Here is a 20,682-nt window from a genome sequence, read left to right as displayed (position 1 = left end):
AGATCGCTCGGAGGACGCCGAGAACTCAGCCGAGCAGGGGCTCGAGCCGCGCGACCGCCGTCCGCAGGTGCACCAGGGCCTGGCCAGGGGACTCCACCCGGGCCGCGGGCGCGGACAACGTCAGCCCCGCCACGAGCTCACCGCGCTCGCCGCGGACGGGCAGGGCCAAGCAACCGAAGCCCCGCACGAAGGCGCCGACCTGCGACGCCGAGGCGCCGCCGCCGGCGTGCAGCCGCCCCATCGCACTCGACCCGGGTGCCGATCGCAGGGCGGTCGCGTCGAGGAGCGGGAAGTCCGGGTCGACGTCGACGTCGCAGATCCCGTCGGCGTCGTACCGGGCCAGGTGCACCCCGGCGCGGACCGCCGAGCGCACGTCGGACAGCACAGACCGGACGGCGCGGGGGAGTGGTGGGACCGACGGGGCCGTGGCCGGGGCGACGCCGGCGAGCTCCGAGACCTTGTGCCCGAGTGCGAAGCCGCGCAGGTCCGGCAGCCGCACCAGGTACTCGTCCTCCACGAGCAGCGTGATGAGCCGGTAGGTGGTCGCCCGCGGCATCCCGAGCGCGTCCGAGATCTGCTGAGCGGTGACGCCGGGCCCGGCGTGCGCGACCGCCTCGAGCACCGCGAGGGCGTTCTGGATCGCCTTCGGCTGCCGCGCGCGGAGACCGGGTTCGCTCACCGCACCCCCGTCCCGTGGCCGGGTCCGGCGGACGGCCGGGAGGCGCCCAGCAGGTCCGCCTCGACCGGCACGTCGTACACCGCCCGGCTCCGACCCCGTCGCCAGGGTCGCCGACGGGTCGCCACCAGGAACGCGACGACGACCGCGGTGACCACCCCGACGGCGAGGACGACGGCCGGCCATCGGGGCGACGCGGCCTCGACCCCGGCGTAGGTGAGCAGCACGGCGGTGAGCAGGACGCCGGTCGTCACCGCGGTGGTCGCCACCCCCGTCGTCAACTCGCCGATGCGTCGCAGGAACACCGGAGCCGCGAAGCACGTCATCGCGTACGCCGTCAGGTACCCGAGTGCCGCGACGACCAGTTCGGCCTCCATCAGGGACCACGTCGGGATGCCGGTGAGGAGCCCGAGGACCGGCAGCGCGGTCAGCACCGAGCACGCCAGCACCCCCGCGACGAAGGGTGTCCGGAACCGTGGCGACGCCCGCCCGAGCGCGGCCGGCAGCACCCCTTCACGGCCCATCGCGAACAGCACCCGGACGAGCGCCGTCGTCGAGGCGATCGCGCACGCGGCGAACGAGGCGGCGATCCCGAGGTCGAGCGCCCACCCGACCCACTGCATGCCGAAGGCCGTGGCGAGCTCGTTGACCGGCGACGCGCTCGTGGCGAGGTCGGCGCCGATCGCGGCGAACCCGGTCTGCTGGGCGGCAGCGCTCACGACGTAGAGCACGCCCGCGACCAGGACGGTCCACGAGATCGCGCGGGGGATCGCCTGGAACGGGCGCCGTGCCTCCACGCCGAGCACCGACGCGCTCTCGAACCCGACGAAGGCGGTGACCGCGAGCGCCGTGCCCACCGCGAAGGGTGCCGGCGCGGTCGGGCCGAGTGCGAGGGCGGACGTGTCGACGGGCTGCAGGCGTGCGACCAGGGCGACGATCAGCACGACGATGACGGCGACGGACAGGGTCTCGACGAGCAGGGTGAGGCGCGTCGACAACCGGACGCCGAGGGCGATGACGGCGAACACCGCGGCGCCCATGGCGGTGATCACCACGACCGTGACCAGGGAGCCGGTGCTGGCGGTCGGGACGAACCGGGACAGCAGGTAGTCGAGGTAGTAGCCGCTGCCGGTGAGCGAGAACATCGCGATGAACCCGTAGCCGAGCAGCAGTGCGGCGCCCGCGACCACACCGGCCGCCGGCCCCAGGCCGAGCGAGACGTAGGTGTAGAGCGAGCCGGTGCCCGCCACGCGTCGGACGAACTGGTTCACGGTGCGTCCGACCAGGAACGACAGCGCCATCGCGGCGAGCAGGGACCACGTCGCGCCCTGCCCGGCGACGGTCGCGACGAGCACCGGGATCGTGGTGGCCGCCGCCGACGGTGCGACCGCGGACACCGACTGCGCCAGCACGTCGACCGGGCCGACGCTCCGCCGGGACAGTCCGTCGACGGGGGAGCGCGTGCCGATGCCCGGCACCCGTGGCGGGTCGGCGATGGCACGGTCGAGCGCGGTCATGCGGCAACGGTACGGGGGCTGCGTTGCCCCGGTGTCTCGGTCGTGTTTCGCGGTGGTCTCGGGCAAATGAGACGCCTCGCCCGGGCCGTCCCATTCGGGTGCGTGCGGGTTTCACACCCGTGGAACGGGGGCGTAACGGCGGCGCGGGACCGTGGTCCCACCCCGCCCCAGTCACCCGAACCGGAAGGCCACGATGTCCAGCATCACGAAGGACCCCGCGTCACTCGGAGCCGTACCCGCACCGCAGCGGACCATGCGCGGCTCGCTCGGCGTCACCGCGATCGTGTTCATGGTCGTCGCGGCCGCCGCCCCGCTCACCGTCGTCGGCGGCGCCGCCCCGCTTGGCATGCTGCTCGGCAACGGCGTCGGGTTCCCGTCGCTCTACGCCGCGTCCGCCGTGATCCTGCTGCTGTTCTCGGTGGGGCTGGCGGCGATGACCCGGCACCTGCCACGACCCGGCGCCTTCTTCACGTTCGTGGGCCACGGGCTCGGTCGTCCGGCCGGTGCGGGGGCGGCCACCCTGGCGCTGCTGACCTACACGACGATCCAGGTCAGCGTGCACGGCTACATCGGGTACCTGCTCGGGGTGACGGTCACGGGCCTCGGCGGGCCGGACGTCCCCTGGTACGTGTGGTCCCTGGTCGTCGTGGCGCTCGTCGGGGTGCTCGGGTACCGGCACATCGACCTGTCCAGCAAGGTCCTCGGCGTCCTGCTCGTCGGTGAGGTCGGGATCGTGCTCGTCCTGGTGGCCGCGATCGTGTTCCGCGGCGGTGCCGACGGGCTCTCGCTCGCGCCGTTCGCACCGACCCACGTCATGTCCGGCTCGCCCGGCGTCGGCCTCATGTTCGCCATCGCGGCGTTCATCGGGTTCGAGGCCACCGCGATCTTCCGTGACGAGGCGAAGGACCCGGAGCGCACGATCCCGCGGGCCACCTACACCGCCGTCATCGGCATCGGGGTGTTCTACACGCTGGCGTCGTGGGGACTCGTGATGGCCTGGGGTCCGGACGGCGTGCTCGCCGAGGCCGCGAAGGACCCGGGCGCCCTCATCCTCACCACGGCGGCGCGCTACATCGGCACCGCGGGTGAGGCCGTCCTGAACGTGCTGCTGCTCACGAGCATGTTCGCCTGCGTCCTGTCCTTCCACAACGTCATCACCCGGTACCAGCACTCGATGGCGAACGCCTCGCTCCTGCCCGGTCGTCTCGGCACCGTGCACCGCAAGCACGAGTCGCCGCACACCTCGAGCATCGTGCAGACGGTCACCGCCGCCGTGCTCATGGTCCTGTTCGCCGTCCTCGGCCTCGACCCGGTCCTGCAGGTCTTCAGCTGGTTCGCCGGTGTCGCCACCCTTGGCGTGGCGATCCTGATGGCCGCGACGAGCCTCGCCGTCATCGTCTACTTCCGTCGGAACCGCGCCGACCGCCGCATCTGGAACACCGTCATCGCCCCCGTCCTCGGGTTCGTCGGGCTCGTCGCCTCGGCCGTCCTGATCTGGGCGAACTTCCCGACGCTCGTCGGCGACGTCGACGGTTCCGGAGCGAGCGTCTTCGGTGTCGTCAGCACCGTGCTCACCGGCCTCGTCGTGGTCGTGCCCGCCGTCGGCGTGCTGCAGGCCGTGGTGCTGCGCCGGCGCGACCGCCGCCGCTACGACCAGATGCTCGATCGTCTCGCCAGCGACGGCTGACCGACCCACCCGACCCGCGCCTCCAGACCGAACCGAAGGAACCACCAGCATGACGCTCACCGATCCCGTCACCGCCACCACCCACCCGCTCGCGAACCTGAGCCCTGACGAGTTCACCACCGTCCGCGACGTCGTCACGGCGCAGCCGGACTGGACCGACACCACGCGCTTCGTCTACGTCGGCCTCGACGAGCCGCACAAGCAGCAGGTCCTGGCCTGGCAGGCCGGCGACGGCCCCCTGCCGGACCGCCGCGCCCGCGTGATGCTCCTCGACATGGCGACCGGACGTTCCACCGACGGCGTCGTCTCGATCACCGACCGGACCGTCCTGTCCACCGACGTGCTCGACGGGTCCCGCGGACAGCTGCCCGTCCTCATCGAGGAGTTCGACGCCGTCGGCGAGATCGCGAACGCGGACGAGCGCTGGGTCGCCGCCCTGGCGAAGCGCGGCCTGACGCCGGACGAGGTGAAGTGCGTCCCGCTCTCGGCCGGGTACTACGACTACCCCGAGGAAGCGGGGCGCCGGATCCTCCGCGTGCTCGCCTTCCGCCAGGACCACCCCGCCGACCACGTCTGGGCGCACCCGGTGGACGGCTTGTCCGTGTACGTCGACGCCGCCAACCGCGCCGTGACCCGCATCGTGGACGTCGCGGAGATGCCCGTGCCCGCCACGTCCGGCAACTTCGACGACCCGGCGATGCAGGGCGAACCGCTCGACCTCAAGCCGATCGTCATCACGCAGCCCGAGGGGCCGTCGTTCTCGGTCGACGGCGAGTTCGTCGAGTGGGCGAACTGGCGGTTCCAGGTCGGGTTCGACGCCAGAGAGGGGCTCGTGCTCCGGCAGCTGTCGTGGCAGGACGGCGCGCGGCTGCGGCCGATCGTCTACCGGGCCTCGATCGACGAGATGCTCGTGCCCTACGGCGACCCGTCGCCGGTGCGGTTCTGGCAGAACTACTTCGACACCGGCGAGTACCTGTTCGGACGCTTCACCAACTCGCTCGAGCTCGGCTGCGACTGCGTCGGCGAGATCAAGTACTTCGACGCCGTCCTCGCCGACGAGCTCGGTAACCCGCAGACCATCCGCAACGGCATCTGCATGCACGAGGAGGACTTCGGCACGCTGTGGAAGCACGGGGACATCTACACCGGGTCGCAGGAGGTCCGGCGCTCACGTCGGCTGGTGATCTCGTTCTTCACCACCGTCGGCAACTACGACTACGGGTTCTACTGGTACCTGTACCTCGACGGCACGATCGAGTGCGAGGCGAAGCTCACCGGCGTCCTCTTCACCTCGTCGTACCCGGGTCGGACGGAGTCGGGTGACGACTACCCGTACGCGTCCGAGGTCGCGCCCGGCCTCGGTGCGCCGTACCACCAGCACCTGTTCTCGGCGCGGCTCGACATGATGGTCGACGGGCTGTCGAACGCGGTGGACGAGGTCGACGCCGTCCGGGTCCCCGTCGGCCCGGGCAACGAGCACGGCAACGCGTTCACGAAGTCGGTCACCCGGCTGTCGTCCGAGTCGACCTCCGGCCGTCTCGCCGACGCCTCGAAGGCACGGACCTGGTTCATCTCGAACACCGAGGAGCGCAACCACCTCGATCGCCCGACCGGGTACGTGCTGTACCCGCAGGACGCCCCGGTGCTGCTCGCGGACGACTCGTCGTCGGTGGCCGCACGCGCCGAGTTCGCGCGGAAGCACCTGTACGTGACGCAGTACGACCCGGCCGAGCGCTTCGCCGCCGGGGACTTCGTGCACCAGAACCCCGGCGGGGACGGCGTCGCCCGGTACGTGCAGGGTGACCGTCCGCTCGACGGCGAGGACATCGTGCTGTGGCACACCTTCGGTCCCACGCACTTCCCCCGGCCCGAGGACTGGCCCGTCATGCCCGTCGACTACGCCAAGTTCACGCTCAAGCCGTACGGGTTCTTCCCGCGGAACCCGGCCCTGAACGTGCCGGCGTCGATCGGGGCGTCGGCCGGGTCGCACTGCTCGCACCACGTCTCCGGCACCGTCGAGGCCGCACACGACGCAGCCGAGCACCAGCACGACCACGGGCACGACCACGGGGTCGGGCACTGACGTGACCGACCTGCTCGGGCTCGCGGCCATCGTGCCGGCGTCCGCCGGGGCCTGCTGCACGGTCGGGGCATGGCGCCCCGGCCGTGCGGTCGACGTGGTCGCCGCGGTCGCGATGGTGGCGGCGATGGTCGACGGGGCGTTCGGACCCCGGGTCCTGCCGGGTGTCCTGTGGTTCCTGGTGCTGGCCCTCCTCGCCGTGGTGGTCGCCGGGGTGCACCGGTTGCAGTCCACGTCCGCCTGGAGGCGCGGGTCGGCTCAGCCGCCGGGTGCGGCCTCCGCACACGGCCGGTACGGGCGACTGCACGCTGCCCTGGGCCTGCTCGTGATGGGCGCGATGGGCGCGATGGGTGTCGGCATGGCGCACGACGCCGGCGCCGCGGGGATGCACCAGCACCTCGGGGTGGTCGCGGTGACGTGGCAGGTGGTGCTGGGCGGGTTGACCCTCGGGTACCTGGTGCTCACCGTCCACGTGCTCCGTGACGGCGTCCGGCGACGATCACGTGCACTACCGCTGGTCGAGACCCTGGCGATGGGTGTCGCGGTCGCGGTGATGTCCGCGGCGATGGTCTGAGGCGCTTGCCGCGCGCCGGATGCCGCCGAACCGTTCGGCGCGCAAAACGTACACACTGCAAATGGTTCGTTGAACTGACCGTTCACTTTGTGAAAGAGTTCAGCCGTCCGCAGGGGACACACGGCAAGCAAGAAGGGCGGGACACGACATGCACAGCACGTACTCCGGGATGCCTCGGACGGCACGGATCGGTGGCAGTCACACGCGCGTCGGTCTCACCGACCCGGCGATCATCGACGCGTACGTCGAGCGTCGCATCCAGGACCCCTCGCTGCTCGCCGGTCGTTCCGAACCGTCCTACGCGGACTTCTTCACCACGCCTGCCGTTTAGCAAGGAGCGCATGACCCCATGCCGTTGACCGTCGTCCGTCGAGAGCACGTCCACCTCTACGCCCGCGAACCCGAGTCCCGGGTCGCGAAGACCGCCGTCGACGCGCTGCTGCGCCTGCAGCACGCCGAGGACCAGCAGATCGAGTCCGCCCGCATCGAGAGCGGCCTGTCGAAGAACGAGTTCCTCGCCGTCCGGTACCTGCTCCAGGCGCACCGGGACGGCCGGACGATGGGCCCGAAGGACCTCGCCGTGATGCTCGCCGTCTCGAACGCCTCGGTGACCAAGATCGTCGACGGGCTCGTGCAGAAGGGTCTGCTGTCCCGCACGGCGCACCCCACCGACCGCCGTGCGCAGGTGCTCGCCCCGACCGACCGGGCCGCCGAGAAGATCGACGCCTCGTACGCCCGCTTCCACGCGGCGGTCGTCGAGGTGCTCGAGCAACTCCCCGACGCGGACAACGCCGTCCTCGCCGACTCGCTCACGAAGATCGTCGACGCGCTCGCCGCGGGCACGCCCGCGCCGGTCGACGAGTACACGGTCGACGACCAGGACTGACGCGAGCGCGCCCGCCTGACGCGACCCGGCGGAGTGCGACGCGACCCGGACGCGGACGGGAGGCCCGTGGTGGGCCCGCCACGGGCCTCCCGTCCGACGGTGGCGAGAAAACCTTCCAGCGGTAAGTTGGGTGCATGACCCACCCCGCGGACGACGCCGACGCGGCCCAGCCGCGCCGCGGCGGGTACCGCAAGGGCGCCGAGCGGCGCACGCAGATCCTCGACGAGATGATCCGGATGGTCGCGGAGCAGGGGGTCGACGCATCGTCGCTCCGCTCGGTGGCCGAGGCCCTCGGGATCACGCACGCCGCACTCCGCCACTACTTCCCGAGTCGCGACGAACTGCTGCTCGCCGTCTACCGGGAGCACGAGGTGCGCGAGCAGGGCGCGCCCGACCGGATGAAGTCGGCCATCGGCGACATGCGCGAGAGCGCGTCGCGCAACCGGGCCGTGCCGGGGCTCGTGCAGCTGTACACGACGCTCGCGGCCGACGCCGTGCAGGAGGGCCACCCGGCGACACGCGACTTCATGCGCGAACGCTTCGCCCGGCTGCGCGCCGAACTCGCCGCACTGATCGAGGCGGACCAGGCGAGCGGCCGGATCCGCGCCGACCTGGACCCGGTCGACCTGGCGAGCCTGAGCATCGCGGCATCCGACGGACTGCAGGTCCAGTGGCTGCTCGACCCCGACGCCGTCGACGGCGAACGGGTGCTGCGGCTGCTCGAGCAGCTCGTCCCGCCGGTGCGCTGAGCGGCCAGGGGTACGCCCAGACCGCCGGTGGCACAGCGACCGGCCGGTAGAAGGGCAGCATGACCACTTCCACGCGCACCCCGCTCGGCGTCACGCTCGTCGACGGGGGCGCCAACGTCGCCCTGTTCTCGAGCACCGCCGAGCGGGTCGAGTTCTGCACCTTCGACGACGACGGCACCGAGCACCGAACCGAGCTCCGCAACCGCACCGGCTACACCTTCCACGACGTCGTTCCCGGCGTGACCGTCGGCACCCGCTACGGCTTCCGGGTGCACGGCGCGTGGGACCCGGCGAACGGCCTGCGCCACAACGGCGCGAAGCTCCTGCTCGACCCCTACGCCACCGCCGTCGACGGCACCTACGAGTGGGGCCAGGCCCTGTTCGGCCACGACATGGACGACCCCGAGCGCCTCGACGACACCGACTCGGCCAGCGCGATGCCCAAGTCGGTCGTCGCCGACCGGTCCTTCGACTGGGACGGCGACAGCCTGCTGCGGACGCCGCTCGCCGACACCGTCGTGTACGAGGTGCACGTCAAGGGTTTCACGAAGCAGCACCCGGACGTCCCCGAGGAGATCCGCGGCACCTACGCCGGCATGGCCCACCCGGCAGCGATCAAGCACCTGACCGACCTCGGCGTCACCGCGGTCGAGCTGCTGCCGACGCACCAGTTCGTGCAGGACTCGACGCTCCTCGACAAGGGCCTCCGCAACTACTGGGGCTACAACAGCATCGGCTTCTTCGCGCCGCACGACGAGTACTCGTCCTCCGGCACCGCCGGGCAGCAGGTCGCCGAGTTCAAGGAGATGGTGAAGGCCCTGCACGCCGCGGGGCTCGAGGTCATCATGGACGTCGTCTACAACCACACCGCCGAGGGCAACCACATGGGCCCGACGCTGTCGTTCAAGGGGATCGACAACCAGTCGTACTACCGGCTGGTCGAGGGTGACGAGGCGAACTACTTCGACACCACCGGCACCGGCAACAGCCTGAACGTCGGACACCCGGCTGCCCTCGGACTCATCATGGACTCGCTCCGCTACTGGGTCGAGGAGATGCACGTCGACGGCTTCCGGTTCGACCTGGCCACGACGCTCACCCGCCAGGACGGCGAGGCCGAGAAGCACTCCGCGTTCCTCGACATCATCCACCAGGACCCAGTGCTGCGCGAGGTCAAGATGATCGCCGAGCCGTGGGACACCGCCGGCTACCAGGTCGGTGGGTTCCCGGCCGACTGGTCCGAGTGGAACGGCAAGTACCGCGACGACCTCCGGGCCTTCTGGCGCGGCGACGAGGGCGCACTCGGCGACGCCGTGCAGCGGGTCCTGGGCAGCCCCGACGTCTACGAGGGCTCGCGGCGTTCCCCGCTGTGCTCGATCGACTTCGTGACCGCCCACGATGGTTTCACCCTGGCCGACCTGACGATGTACGCCGACAAGCACAACGAGGCCAACGGCGAGGACAACAACGACGGCGAGAGCGACAACACCTCGTTCAACGGCGGCATCGAGGGCCCGACCGACGACGGCGCGGTGAACGACTACCGCGACCGGCAGCGTCGCAACTTCCTCGGCACCCTGCTGCTCTCCGCCGGCGTGCCGATGATCCTGGGTGGCGACGAGCTCGCCCGGTCACAGGGCGGCAACAACAACGCGTACTGCCAGGACGACGAGATCTCGTGGTTCGACTGGGCCGCCGCCGACCAGGACCTGCTCGCCTTCACCACGGCGGCCATCGCGTTCCGTCGGCAGCACCAGGCCCTGCGTCCGGAGTGGTTCCGCACCGCGCCGGGTGACTCGGAGTCGACGGTGACCGTGCTCCGTGCCGACGCCGCCGGGTTCGAGGACGGCGACTGGGCGGACGGCGGCAACCGGGCCGTGGCGCTCGTGCTGCACCAGGGCGACGACACCGTTGCCGTGCTGCTGAACGCGTCGGACACCACGGTGGAGTTCACGCTGCCGGAGCGTCCGGGTGGGGGCAGCTGGTCCCTCGGGCTGTCGAGCGACCCCGACCAGGCCGTGGTCGGCGACGCGGCGACGCTGCTCGTGCGCGACGCGTCCTTCACCGCGCTGGTCTGAGGGGTCGCGCGGGGCTCGCACGGCTTCGCCTGGCTTCGCACGGCTTCGCTTGGTGAGCAGAAATGGTCGGGTTCCCGTTGGGGGACCCGACCATTCCTGCTCACGAAGTGGTGCTTGCGGCGCTCCTAGGCGTTCGCGCCCGCGGTCAGCACGGCTGCCGCGGGGTCGAAGTCCTCGGGCAGCGGCGGGACCGCGTCCACGGTCGACGTGATGTCGACGGCGGAACCCGACTCGGCGGCGTCGCGGATCCCGAGCAGGACGTCGAGCACGTGCAGTGCGACGGCGCCGGAGGCACGCTCGGGGCGGTCCTCGGCGATGGCGCGGGCGAGCTCGACGACACCGGTGCCACGGCCCCAGGTGGAGCCGACCGCCTCGAGCGTCTCCGGCTCGTCCTGCCCGTAGCGCCAGAGCTGTGACGAGCCTTCGAACGTGTTCGGGTCCGGCAGCGAGATCGTGCCGAGCGTGCCGTTGATCTCGACGAAGCCCATGCGCGGCAGGGCGTGCTGGAACGAGAACGTCGACTGGGCGGACTGCCCGCCGGCGAACTCGATCAGGGCGGCGTGGTGCGTCGGGACCTCGACCGGGAACGTCTCGCCGGCGCGGGGGCCGGACGCGATCGTGCGACGGTCGAGCGACTTCGACGAGACGGCCTGCACGCGCGAGGCGGTGCCGAACGCGTGCACCAGGGTCGTCACGTAGTACGGACCCATGTCGAACAGGGGGCCGGCACCGGTGGCGAACAGGAAGTCCGGGTTCGGGTGCCACGCCTCGGGTCCGGGGACGTGGAACAGCGTCGTCGCGGAGAGCGGCTCGCCGATGTCACCGCGGGCGATGGCACGGAGCGCCGTCTGGATGCCCGCACCGAGCACGGTGTCCGGGGCGGTCGCGACGCGCAGGCCCTTGGCCTTCGCGGACTCGAGCACCGCGGCGGCCGACGCGTGGTCGGTCGCGATCGGCTTCTCGCTCCAGACGTGCTTGCCGGCGTCGATGATCTGCTGGTCGACTTCGGCGTGTGCGGCCGGGATCGTCAGGTTGATCACGATCGAGATGTCGTCGCGGGCCAGGAGCTCCTCGACCGATCCCGACGAGGCGACGCCGTACTCCGCCGCCTGGGCAGCGGCACGGTCGAGCAGCACGTCGGCGACGAAGCGGACCTCGACGTCGGCGAACTTGGTCAGGTTCTCGAGGTACTGGCTGGAGATGTTGCCGGCACCGATGATGCCGATCCCGACACGGCTCACTTGTCGTTGTCCTTGAGCCAGGTGAGGGACTCGGTGATGCCCTCGAAGACGTCGCCCGAGTAGGCGTCGAACTCGACCACGCGGATGGCCTGCGGTGCCGCGGCGAGGATACCCGCCACGTCGACGTCGCCCTGGCCGGCGGGCGTCTGGTTCTCGAAGGCGCGCTGCAGCGCCTCGGGCACGATGAGGGCGCTCTCGGACGAGGGCAGCGCGGTGCGGATGTCACCGTCGACCTTGCCGTCCTTGACGTGGATCGCGACGACGCGGTCGCCCAGGCCCTTGAGGACGGCAGGGGCGTCGGCGCCACCGACGGTCGCCCAGAAGGTGTCGACCTCGAGGACGGTCTCCGGCGAGAGCTGCGACACGAACAGGTCGTAGACGGTGCGGCCGTCGACCTTGTTCGTGAACTCCCACTGGTGGTTGTGGTACCCGAACTGCAGGCCACGGCCGGCGGCCTCGGCGGTCAGCTCGTTGACGCGCTCGGCGATCTTCGCGACGTCGTCGGCGGTCTGCCATCGGTCGGTCGGGATGAACGGGTCGATGACGGTGCGGATGCCGAGGCGCTCGGCGGCGTCCCAGATCGGCGCGGTGTCCTCGGCGTCGATCACGGCGACGTGGCCGGACGGAGCCTTGAGGCCGGTGGCCGCGAACGCACGCTCGAGGTCGGTGGCGCGCTCGACGAACGCGTAGGGCTCGACGTTCTCGTACCCGATCTCGGCGACACGGGCGATGGCCTTGTCGAGGTCTTCGGCGATGGCGTCGCGCAGCGAGTACAGCTGCACAGAAGTGGTGGGCATTGCAGAGGCTCCTTCGATCCTGTCTGGGTGTCGCGGCCCGTCGAGGAGCGATGCTCCGCGGCGAGATCGATCACGACGCTACCCCAAAAACCACCCGGTGTGTAGTTTTTGCTGCCCCGTGTGACGCGGCCCGGATGGCCCGCGCATCACGGCCCGGGACGCGGCCGGTGTTGCAGACAACACGTGTCGATGTATGCTCGCGTCGGAAAAACCTTGTCAGGCAAGGTTTTCATCGACTCAAGGAGGCGTCATGAGCACACCCGAACCCGGCAGCCCGGCACTGCTCAACCCGGAAGAGGGCATCACCCAGCCCGTCAGCACGGTGAAGGTGGGCATCGGCTACCAGATCGCCCTGTTCCTCGGGCAGTTCGGCCTCTTCGTCGCGCTCATGGCGCCCGTCTACGTGAGCATGCAGCTCAAGGCGCAGGCCCTGGTCGGCGACGACGCCGCGAACGTCATCGGCTCGGTGCTGCCGATCGGCGCATTCGGTGCGCTCATCATGAACCCCCTGGCGGGCGCCCTGTCCGACCGCACCCGCACGCGCTGGGGTCGTCGTCGCCCCTGGCTGCTCAGCGGTGTCGTGGTCTTCGCGATCGCCCTCGCCTGGATCGCCTACTCGCCCGACGTCCTCAACCTGACGCTGGCCTGGCTGCTCGCCCAGCTCGCCGCGAACGCGACGCTCGCCACCCTGCTCGCGAGCTTCGCCGACAACGTCCCGCAGCTGCAGCGCGGCCGGTCCTCGAGCATCATCGCGCTCGCGCAGAACATCGCCGTGCTCGCCGGCACCTACCTGTCGGTGTTCTTCGTCGCGAACCTGCCCGTGCTGTTCATCGCGCCCGGCATCCTGGCGATCATCCTGGTCGCCGTGTACGCCGTCGTCGCGCGCGACGACCTGCCGACCTACACGCTCAAGAAGTTCACGTTCCTGAACCTCGTCGCGTCGTTCTGGACGAACCCGGTCAAGAACCCGGACTTCGCGTTCGCCTGGTGGTCCCGCTTCCTCATCATCCTCGCGACGTTCATGTTCACGACGTACCGCCTGCTCTACATGCAGGAGCACATCGGCATCGAGAAGGCGAAGGACGCCACGGCTGCCGTCGCCTTCGGCGTCCTGCTCTACACGATCGCGCTCCTGGTCAGTGCGGCGCTGTCCGGCTGGGCCTCGGACAAGCTCGGTCGCCGCAAGGTGTTCGTCGGCGGCTCGACGGCGATGTTCGCGGTCGGGCTCGTCGCACTCGCGCACGCCGACACGGTCACGGGCTTCTACGTCGCCGAGATCATCATGGGCTTCGCCTACGGCATCTACTCGGCCATCGACACCGCCCTGGTGGTCGACGTGCTGCCGAACGCCGACCGGCCCGGCAAGGACCTCGGCGTCATCAACATCGCGAACGCGCTGCCGCAGTCGCTCGCTCCGGCGATCGCCCTGTTCTTCCTGAAGGTCGGGTCCGACGGAGCCGCCGACAACTACGAGCTCATGTGCTGGGCCGCCGGCGCGATCGCCCTCATCGGCGCACTCGTCGTGATCCCCATCAAGCGGGTGCGGTAGCGCCCGTCGCGCGACGCGACAGATGGACGGACGGGCGCGGCACGCTCAGCGGTGTCGCGCCAGCGACCCGCGGGCCGCGCCGACCGAGCCTGCGAGGGAGGGGTGGCGGACCCGCCAGGGCCTCCCGTCCGCTGCCCGGTCGCGTCAGCCGGCCCCGATAGCGTGATCCACATGCTCGCCGCCGCCCCAGCCCCGTTCGACACCCCCGCCGGCCGCATCGTCGGGACGGTCGACGGCGACGTGGTGCGGGTGCTCGGGATCCCGTACGCGCAGGCCGAACGGTTCGCCCCGCCGCAGCCGATGCCACCGTTCGAGGGTGAGCTGCATGCGTCGACCCCGTCGCCGGTCGCACCGCAGCCGCACGAGGAGTTCGTCGACCTGCTGCTCAACCCGATCCAGGGCATCGAGGTCGACGAGCACTGCCAGCGGCTCTCGATCACGCTGCCCGCCGACGCGCGGCCGGACGAGCAGCTGCCCGTCATGGTCTGGATCCACGGCGGCTCGTACGTCATCGGCGGCGGCGACCTACCGATCTACGACGCCCGCGACCTGGTGACCGAGCAGCGCGTGATCGTGGTGTCGGTCACGTTCCGGCTCGGTGTGCTGGGGTTCCTCGGTGACGGCGAGACGATCCCGGCGAACCTCGGGCTCCTCGACCTGGTCGAGTCGTTGCGCTGGGTGCGCGCGAACATCGCTGCGTTCGGCGGCGACCCCGACCTGGTCACCGTCTTCGGGCAGTCGGCCGGCGGGGACGCGGCCGCGCACCTGATGATCAGTGCCGGCGCCGAAGGGCTCTTCCGCCGGGCGATCATCCAGAGCGCTCCGCTGGGGCTGTCCCGCCGTCGGGCACGGATGAACCGCGCGATGGTCCGGGCCGTCGGCACCGTGCACGCCGACACCCCGCTCGAGGACCTGCTCGACCGTCAGGCACTCGGTACCCGGGCCGCAGCGCCGTACGGGCTCGCCGCCGGCATGCCGTTCGGCACCCAGTACGGCTTCGCGCCGCTGCCCGCCGAGCGTGACGTCGACGCCGCGTGGAGCCGGGCCGCCCCCGAGGTCGACGTGCTGATCGGGTCCGGTTCGGACGAGGCCGGCATGTACGTGCCGCTCGTGCCCGGCCTGCGTCGGGTCACCCGGTCGCGGGTGCTGCGGTCGGCCCTGCGATGGTGGGTCGTGCGTCCGCTGTCCGACGTCATCTACGGGCGCGATGCCCGACGGTTCACCGAGCGGCACCGACGCGGCGGCGGTCGGGCGACCTCGTACCGACTGCACCGCGGTGTCACGAGCGCCCCGACCGGGGCGGTGCACATGAGCGACCTGCCGCTGCTGTTGGGAGGCCGCGAGGCCTGGGCCGGCACCCGCTTCGTCCCCGAACGCGACTGGCCCGAGGTCGAGCGCCGCGGCCGGGCCTTCCGGACGATCTGGGCCGACTTCGCCCGCTCCGGCGAGGTCCGGGCGCCCGACGACGAGACGCTGACGTTCGACCGCGGCTGACCGGGAGCCGGTGACGGCGGCCGCGCCCCCAGAACTGGCGGTCGCGGCCCGCTGACCGGCCCCGCACAATCGTCAGCATGCCCACGACCGATGTCGACCTCCGCGCACGCATCGTCGCCGGGGCGATCAGTGCCTACCGAGCCGGGGACTTCCACCGTGTCGGGCCCGACGAGGTCGCCGAGCACGCCGGGGTCACGGCCGACGAGTTCCACCGGGCGTACCCGATGTGGGAACTCCTGGTGGTCGCGGTCATGGACAAGTGGAACAACGGCAGCCGACGCGAGCTCTGGCCGATCGCGGAGCGGGACGGCACGGTCGCCTACCTGCGTGCCCGGCTCGCCGCGGGCGTGGACGATCCGGCCCTCGTGCGCCTGCGGGTCGCCGTGCTCAGCGCCGCCTCGAATCCCGACCACCCCGCCGCCGGGTGGTTCCGCACGCAGTACACGCGGGCGTTCGAGGACGTCACCCTCGCCCTGGTCCGTGACGTCGTCGCCGGCCGGGAGTCCCGTGGTGCCTCGCCCCGGCACGCCGCCGAGCAGCTCATGGCGCTGTACGAGGGGCTCCAGCTGCAGTCCGTGATCCGCGACGACGGGGAGCCGCTCAGTGCCTTCGACCGGGCGGTCGCCCGGATGCGCGTGGGCTGGGCAGCGGCACGCGTCGACGCCTGATCCGGGTCGGGCGGGCAGGTCGGGTCCGGTCCGCATCAAGCGGGTCCGGGGCCGTGCGCGGCGAGCGGTCACGACTCCCCGCGCGTGCAGCGTCGCGTGGTCACGTTCCGTCGTCTGCGGGTGGCGGGGCCGACGGTCTGTGACCGCTCGGCGTGCGGGCCGCAGGGGGTCGTGACCGGTCGGCGGACTGGTGGAGCGTCCGCCCCACCCCGGTCCACGGCCTCGAGGCCCGGCGCGGCTGGCAGACGTCGGTGCACCCACCTGGCATGGTCGGCCCATGGAGTACACGGACTACGACACCCGGCTCGCCGCCTACGGCGTGATCACGGACGGTGACCGCGTGCTCCTGGCGAAGCTGCGTCACCCCGACGCGGGCACGTGGACGCTGCCGGGCGGCGGGGTCGACTTCGACGAGACCGTGGAGCAGGCCGTCGTGCGCGAGATCCGCGAGGAGACCGGGTACGAGGCCCAGGCCGGTGCCCTGCTCGGGGTCCGGCACCACATCGTCCCCGCGGAACGCCGCATCCACGCCAACGGCCGGCCGATGAAGGCCGTGCAGGTGGTGTTCCGGGCGACCGTCACCGGGGGAGCCCTGCGGCACGAGCTCGACGGCTCGACCGACGAGTCGCGGTGGATCCCCGTCGCCGAGCTCCCGCACCACCGCCACGGCCTGCTCGTGCCGATCGCCCTCGGCTGGGCGGGTGCCCTGTCCCGCTGACCGCTGGCGTCACTCCTCGATGACGCTGAGGACGTTGCCCGACGGGTCGGTGAACCAGGCGATGAGCGGGCCGCCCTTCCGGTTCACACCCCGGTCGTCGGTCATCCCCTCGTACTGCAGGAACTCGACGCCCTTCGCGGTGAGCTCGTCGACCGCGGCGTCGATGTCCGGCACCGGGAAGTTCAGCACCGTGAAGGCCGCCGGTTCGTGACCCGCGCCCTTCGGGTAGACGAGCACCTGGTGTCCACCGCCGAGCTGCAGGAAGAGCATGCCGTGGTCCTCGGTGACCTCGACCCCCAGGACGTCCTCGTAGAACGCCTTCGCCTCGGGCACGTCGCGCACCGAGAACCCGCTGAACGCCTTCGTCGCATCGACCATGCGGCAAGTGAACCACCGCGGCCCGGCGTCGGTGCGCTCTGCGAGGATGAGGCCGTGAGCGACTCCGGCACGACCCTCGACCAGGCCCTCGAGCGCGCCGTCGAGCTGGCCTGTTCGAGCAAGCGCACCGTGCTCGGGATCGCCGGAGCACCGGGTGCCGGCAAGTCGACGCTCGCCCGCCGCATCGTCGCCGCCGTCGACGACCGCCTCGGTTCCGGCACGGCGGTCCAGGTCCCGATGGACGGCTTCCACCTGTCGAACGCGGCGCTCGACGCCCTCGGCCGGCACGACCGGAAGGGCGCGGCGGACACCTTCGACGCCGACGGGTACGTCGCGCTCGTCCGCCGACTCGTCACCGCCGACGAGGACGTCGTGTGGGCGCCGGACTTCGACCGTCGCGTGGACGAACCCGTGGCCGGCAGCATCGCGGTGCCCCGCGCGGCCCGACTCGTGGTGTCCGAGGGCAACTACCTGCTCGATGACGCCGCACCGTGGTCGGCGCTGCCGGAGCTCTTCACCGAGACCTGGTTCTGCGCCGTCCCCGACGACGTGCGGCTCGACCGCCTGGTCGGCCGGCACATGCGGCACGGCCGCGACCACGACGCCGCCCGCGCGTGGGCGGTGGAGGTGGACGGCGTGAACGCCGCGAGGGTCGCACCCACGGTGATCCGGGCCTCCAGGACGGTGTGGACGTGACCACCGACCAACGCGATCGTCGACGACCACCAGGCGACCCCGACGACGACGTGACCCCGACCACCACGACGCGACACCGACACGAGGAGCGACCATGACCATCGCCATCACCGGAGCGACCGGCAACATCGGGGGCGCCGTGAGCGCTGCGCTCGCCGCGGACGCCGTGCCGTTCCGGATGCTCGTGCGCGACGCCTCGCGTGCGCCCGAGCTGCCCGGCACCGAGGTCGCCGTCGCGACCTTCGCCGACGTCGACGCGAGCCGAGCGGCGCTCGAGGGGGTCGAGGTGCTGCTCATGGTCTCGGCGGCCGAGGCCCAGGACCGCCTCGACCAGCACCGGGCGTTCGTCGCCGCGGCGGCCGACGCGGGCGTGCGGCACGTCGTCTACACGTCGTTCCTCGGCGCGGCTCCCGACGCGACCTTCACGCTCGGACGCGACCACTGGGCGACGGAGCAGGCGATCCGCGACAGCGGGATGGCGTTCACGTTCCTGCGCGACAGCTTCTACCTGGACTTCGTCGAGGACCTGGTCGGCGAGGACGGCGTGATCCGCGGCCCGGCCGGCGACGGCGCCATGGCCGCGGTGGCCCGTGCCGACGTCGCCCGCGTCGCGACCGCGGTGCTGCACGACCCGGACGCGCACCGCGACCAGACGTACGAGCTGACCGGCCCCGAGGCGATCACCCTCGCCCAGGCGGCGGCGATCGTGTCCGAGGTCCGCGGCCGCACGGTCAGCTACCACCCGGAGACCCTCGACGAGGCGTACGCGTCACGTGCGCAGTGGAACCCGGAGCCGTGGCAGGCCGACGCCTGGGTGAGCACCTACACGGCCATCGCCGAGGGGGCGCTCGCGCACGTGTCGGGCGACGTCGAACGCATCACCGGACGCGCGCCGATGTCCCTGCGCGAGGTGCTCGCCGCGGGCTGACGCGTGCCGGTGGTGCGCACCGGGGCCGACCGACGGGCCGGGCAGCCCGCAGTGCCACACGGTCCACGTGATGCCGTCCGCCCGGCGCGGCTGCATCGGCAGACGTGCGTGCCGGGTGCCGTGGGACAGCGCTCGGCAGCCGCCGGCCAGCGCGGCGCGCAGGACCGGGTCGGTGCGGGGCGCGTGGGCCTGGACGACGAGGACGCGCAGCCCGTCGGCGATCCGGCGACGGATCTGGTGCGTCGTGAAGACGGGTACGGTGCCCGAGAACCCGCCGTCGGTCAGCACCGGCAGTCCGGTCGCGTCGATCACGGGTGCGGAGATGTGCCACGTGTCCGTCAGGAACAGCGGTTCGTCGTGCCGGTACCCCTCCAGGCGTCGCGCGGTCGCGACGAGCCGGCTGAGGGCACGCGGGTACGGGGTCGATCCGCCCCACGGGTCCGGGCTCGACACGTGGAACACGTCCGGGCTGCCGGCCGGGATCGGCCAGCGCGCGGGCCACGGCCCGACCGACGCGTCGACGCCGCTGCCGTCGCGGGTCGCGTCGAGGGCCTGCAGGGAGAACGCGGCGGGTCCGGCGATGAGCGCGAGCCCGGCTGCGAGTGCGATGACCGTCCGGGAGGCCCGGTGCCGGTCCGGCCCGCGCGTCGCCTCCCAGCGGGGTCGCCACCACACCGCCACCAGCGTCGCGACGACGGCGACCGTCGAGACCGTGATCGCGGGCACGGCGAGCACGCTCGGCATCGCGGTGCCCCGCGCGAGGAACACCACCCAGCCGAGCTGTGCCGCAGCGAGGACGACCGGGAGCGCCCGGAGCCCTCGAGCCTGCGCCCGGACCAGTCCGACCGCACCGCGCCACCCGAGGGCGGCGAGCAGGGCGAGCTGCACGCCGATCGCCGCGACGTAGGCGGTGTGCGGCACCGCGGCCACCGAGAGCACGGCCGCGGCGGTGCCGAGCCACACGACCAGGACGGCCAGGGTGGCGGCTCCGGCACGGGTGTCGAACGCGTGCCCGAAGGGGGTGCCGACGGTGTCGTGGGGTGTGTGCGTCGACGACGGCGTGATCCTCCTCGCTCGCCGTCGGACCAGCACCACGGCCGCGACCACCACGCCGAACATCGCCGCGGGCAGGAGCCAGGCGACCTGTGACGCCAGGTGCGGTCCGAGCAGCTTGCCGAACCCGGCCGGACCACCGCGCCAGGTGTGCGGACCGAACGGCACGGCGAACGACCGGACGGACCCCGGTACCGCGCCCGGCAGGAACCGGTCGACGCCGTTGTACCCGAACACCATGGCGAGGGGACTGTCGTCGGTGGAGCCGTCCGCCCAGGGCCGCGAACCCGGCGGCGTGAGCGCCAGCGCGGTCACCCACGACACCGACGCCACGACCGCGACGATCCCGAGCACCCCGGCGCGGACCACCCGGGTGCCGAACCGGAAGGGACGGCCGTCATGTCGGGCCGAGGCCAGCAGCGTGCCGAGCAGCATTGCCGGCAGCACGAACCAGGCCTGCACCATCTTCGCCTGGAACCCGACGCCGACCGCCAGGCCCGCGGCGACGAGCGGCCACCAGCGCCCGGTCAGTGCCGCGTGCTGCCAGCACAGCAGGGCGACGGCGAGCGCGGCGGTGACCATGCCGTCCTCCATCGGGTGCGCGAACATCGACACGAAGACCGGCGTCGACCCGGCTGCTGCGGCCGCGACGAGGCCCGTCCCGACCCCGGCCCAGCGGAGTCCGACCAGGGAGCAGGCCCACAGGGTGACGAGCCCCTCGACGACCTGGGGGAACGCGAGCGCGGCGGTGGAGTGCCCGAACAGCCGGAGGCTCAGCGCCTGCGGGACGGCGAAGCCGCTGAGCTTGTCGAGCGTCACCGTCGCCGAGGGGTCGAACGCCCCCGAGAACAGCGCCGGCCACGACTCGGACATCGACCGCGCCGATGCCTGGTAGAAGCTGAAGTCCCCACCA

General features: G+C 72.0%; 18 protein-coding genes and 1 pseudogene. 13 read left to right on the top strand and 6 right to left on the bottom strand.

All coding sequences use genetic code 11. The features are described from left to right. Positions 1–25 precede the first annotated feature (25 nt). Together Q9R26_RS04015 and Q9R26_RS04010 are read right to left on the bottom strand one after the other, a co-directional pair. Complete coding sequence (locus Q9R26_RS04015) at positions 26–679, bottom strand: helix-turn-helix domain-containing protein (protein WP_259362633.1); 654 nt, start codon at positions 677–679, stop codon at positions 26–28. Continuing rightward, the gene (locus tag Q9R26_RS04010) at positions 676–2,193 is read right to left on the bottom strand and encodes an APC family permease (RefSeq protein ID WP_311226608.1); all 1,518 of its coding nucleotides are present in this window, start codon (positions 2,191–2,193) and stop codon (positions 676–678) included. The genes Q9R26_RS04015 and Q9R26_RS04010 overlap by 4 nt, the downstream gene beginning before the upstream one ends. A 193-nt stretch (positions 2,194–2,386) precedes the next feature. Here Q9R26_RS04010 and Q9R26_RS04005 point away from each other — a divergent pair, with 193 nt between their 5' ends. The 7 genes from Q9R26_RS04005 to glgX all read left to right on the top strand — a co-directional run bounded on the left by Q9R26_RS04005 (position 2,387) and on the right by glgX (position 10,247). Beyond that, entirely contained in the window at positions 2,387–3,880 is a 1,494-nt protein-coding gene (locus Q9R26_RS04005; RefSeq protein WP_182064191.1) for an APC family permease, read from the top strand. A 49-nt stretch (positions 3,881–3,929) separates the two neighbouring features. Further along, positions 3,930–5,963 (top strand): primary-amine oxidase, encoded by a 2,034-nt coding sequence (locus Q9R26_RS04000; protein WP_311226607.1) that lies wholly within the window; start codon positions 3,930–3,932, stop codon positions 5,961–5,963. Between the two features lies 1 nt (position 5,964). Next, entirely contained in the window at positions 5,965–6,534 is a 570-nt protein-coding gene (locus Q9R26_RS03995) for a hypothetical protein (protein WP_311226606.1), read from the top strand. A 148-nt stretch (positions 6,535–6,682) separates the two neighbouring features. After that, a complete protein-coding gene (locus Q9R26_RS03990; RefSeq protein ID WP_071404431.1) occupies positions 6,683–6,865 on the top strand; it encodes a hypothetical protein in 183 nt (60 codons plus the stop codon). An 18-nt stretch (positions 6,866–6,883) separates the two neighbouring features. Then, positions 6,884–7,420, top strand: coding sequence for a MarR family winged helix-turn-helix transcriptional regulator (locus Q9R26_RS03985; RefSeq protein ID WP_182064196.1), 537 nt, complete (start codon positions 6,884–6,886; stop codon positions 7,418–7,420). A 134-nt stretch (positions 7,421–7,554) separates the two neighbouring features. Then, complete coding sequence (locus Q9R26_RS03980; RefSeq protein ID WP_071248778.1) at positions 7,555–8,169, top strand: TetR/AcrR family transcriptional regulator; 615 nt, start codon at positions 7,555–7,557, stop codon at positions 8,167–8,169. A gap of 59 nt (positions 8,170–8,228) precedes the next feature. Next, positions 8,229–10,247 carry a glycogen debranching protein GlgX gene (glgX, locus tag Q9R26_RS03975; RefSeq protein ID WP_311226605.1) on the top strand — a complete coding sequence of 673 codons (2,019 nt, stop codon included), beginning with the start codon at positions 8,229–8,231 and terminating at the stop codon, positions 10,245–10,247. Positions 10,248–10,372: 125 nt separating this feature from the next. Here the strand turns inward: glgX and Q9R26_RS03970 are convergent, their stop codons facing one another. Further along, the gene (locus Q9R26_RS03970) at positions 10,373–11,488 is read right to left on the bottom strand and encodes a Gfo/Idh/MocA family protein (protein WP_182064198.1); all 1,116 of its coding nucleotides are present in this window, start codon (positions 11,486–11,488) and stop codon (positions 10,373–10,375) included. After that, positions 11,485–12,285 carry a sugar phosphate isomerase/epimerase gene (locus Q9R26_RS03965; RefSeq protein WP_182064199.1) on the bottom strand — a complete coding sequence of 267 codons (801 nt, stop codon included), beginning with the start codon at positions 12,283–12,285 and terminating at the stop codon, positions 11,485–11,487. Before Q9R26_RS03965 ends, Q9R26_RS03970 begins: the two co-directional genes overlap by 4 nt. Before the next feature lie 250 nt (positions 12,286–12,535). Here Q9R26_RS03965 and Q9R26_RS03960 point away from each other — a divergent pair, with 250 nt between their 5' ends. The 4 genes from Q9R26_RS03960 to Q9R26_RS03945 all read left to right on the top strand — a co-directional run bounded on the left by Q9R26_RS03960 (position 12,536) and on the right by Q9R26_RS03945 (position 16,714). After that, positions 12,536–13,834 (top strand): MFS transporter, encoded by a 1,299-nt coding sequence (locus Q9R26_RS03960; protein WP_259578604.1) that lies wholly within the window; start codon positions 12,536–12,538, stop codon positions 13,832–13,834. Between the two features lie 171 nt (positions 13,835–14,005). Continuing rightward, a complete protein-coding gene (locus Q9R26_RS03955; protein ID WP_311226604.1) occupies positions 14,006–15,328 on the top strand; it encodes a carboxylesterase family protein in 1,323 nt (440 codons plus the stop codon). Positions 15,329–15,405: 77 nt separating this feature from the next. Then, positions 15,406–15,996: a TetR/AcrR family transcriptional regulator gene (locus Q9R26_RS03950; protein ID WP_182064204.1), complete on the top strand. Its 591-nt coding sequence runs from the start codon at positions 15,406–15,408 to the stop codon at positions 15,994–15,996. A gap of 277 nt (positions 15,997–16,273) precedes the next feature. Further along, a complete protein-coding gene (locus tag Q9R26_RS03945; protein ID WP_182064205.1) occupies positions 16,274–16,714 on the top strand; it encodes an NUDIX hydrolase in 441 nt (146 codons plus the stop codon). Between the two features lie 9 nt (positions 16,715–16,723). On the opposite strand, the gene Q9R26_RS03940 is transcribed toward Q9R26_RS03945, so the two are convergent. Continuing rightward, positions 16,724–17,092, bottom strand: coding sequence for a VOC family protein (locus Q9R26_RS03940; RefSeq protein WP_311226603.1), 369 nt, complete (start codon positions 17,090–17,092; stop codon positions 16,724–16,726). Positions 17,093–17,146: 54 nt separating this feature from the next. Between Q9R26_RS03940 and Q9R26_RS03935 the strand changes: the two genes are divergently transcribed. Continuing rightward, the gene (locus tag Q9R26_RS03935) at positions 17,147–17,788 is read left to right on the top strand and encodes a nucleoside/nucleotide kinase family protein (protein WP_311226602.1); all 642 of its coding nucleotides are present in this window, start codon (positions 17,147–17,149) and stop codon (positions 17,786–17,788) included. Positions 17,789–17,882: 94 nt separating this feature from the next. Next, positions 17,883–18,716, top strand: a complete 834-nt coding sequence (locus Q9R26_RS03930) for an SDR family oxidoreductase (protein ID WP_311226601.1) — start codon at positions 17,883–17,885, stop codon at positions 18,714–18,716. Between the two features lie 1,380 nt (positions 18,717–20,096). On the opposite strand, the pseudogene Q9R26_RS03925 reads toward Q9R26_RS03930, so the two are convergent. Then, positions 20,097–20,642: pseudogene (locus Q9R26_RS03925) on the bottom strand (ArnT family glycosyltransferase); the annotation flags it as partial. Positions 20,643–20,682: the final 40 nt, after the last annotated feature.

This window comes from Curtobacterium sp. BRB10, from assembly GCF_031844325.1.
Classification (GTDB): domain Bacteria; phylum Actinomycetota; class Actinomycetes; order Actinomycetales; family Microbacteriaceae; genus Curtobacterium; species Curtobacterium poinsettiae_A.
This window is presented reverse-complemented; position numbering and strand designations above follow the sequence as displayed.

What these genes read in the sequence shown, in the direction of transcription:
- Q9R26_RS04010 (WP_311226608.1), bottom strand. Translation starts at nt 2,193, where the DNA reads ATGACCGCGCTCGACCGTGCCATCGCCGACCCGCCACGGGTGCCGGGC.
- Q9R26_RS04005 (WP_182064191.1), top strand. Translation starts at nt 2,387, where the DNA reads ATGTCCAGCATCACGAAGGACCCCGCGTCACTCGGAGCCGTACCCGCA.
- Q9R26_RS04000 (WP_311226607.1), top strand. Translation starts at nt 3,930, where the DNA reads ATGACGCTCACCGATCCCGTCACCGCCACCACCCACCCGCTCGCGAAC.
- Q9R26_RS03990 (WP_071404431.1), top strand. Translation starts at nt 6,683, where the DNA reads ATGCACAGCACGTACTCCGGGATGCCTCGGACGGCACGGATCGGTGGC.
- Q9R26_RS03985 (WP_182064196.1), top strand. Translation starts at nt 6,884, where the DNA reads ATGCCGTTGACCGTCGTCCGTCGAGAGCACGTCCACCTCTACGCCCGC.
- Q9R26_RS03980 (WP_071248778.1), top strand. Translation starts at nt 7,555, where the DNA reads ATGACCCACCCCGCGGACGACGCCGACGCGGCCCAGCCGCGCCGCGGC.
- glgX (WP_311226605.1), top strand. Translation starts at nt 8,229, where the DNA reads ATGACCACTTCCACGCGCACCCCGCTCGGCGTCACGCTCGTCGACGGG.
- Q9R26_RS03965 (WP_182064199.1), bottom strand. Translation starts at nt 12,285, where the DNA reads ATGCCCACCACTTCTGTGCAGCTGTACTCGCTGCGCGACGCCATCGCC.
- Q9R26_RS03960 (WP_259578604.1), top strand. Translation starts at nt 12,536, where the DNA reads ATGAGCACACCCGAACCCGGCAGCCCGGCACTGCTCAACCCGGAAGAG.
- Q9R26_RS03955 (WP_311226604.1), top strand. Translation starts at nt 14,006, where the DNA reads ATGCTCGCCGCCGCCCCAGCCCCGTTCGACACCCCCGCCGGCCGCATC.
- Q9R26_RS03950 (WP_182064204.1), top strand. Translation starts at nt 15,406, where the DNA reads ATGCCCACGACCGATGTCGACCTCCGCGCACGCATCGTCGCCGGGGCG.
- Q9R26_RS03945 (WP_182064205.1), top strand. Translation starts at nt 16,274, where the DNA reads ATGGAGTACACGGACTACGACACCCGGCTCGCCGCCTACGGCGTGATC.
- Q9R26_RS03940 (WP_311226603.1), bottom strand. Translation starts at nt 17,092, where the DNA reads ATGGTCGATGCGACGAAGGCGTTCAGCGGGTTCTCGGTGCGCGACGTG.
- Q9R26_RS03930 (WP_311226601.1), top strand. Translation starts at nt 17,883, where the DNA reads ATGACCATCGCCATCACCGGAGCGACCGGCAACATCGGGGGCGCCGTG.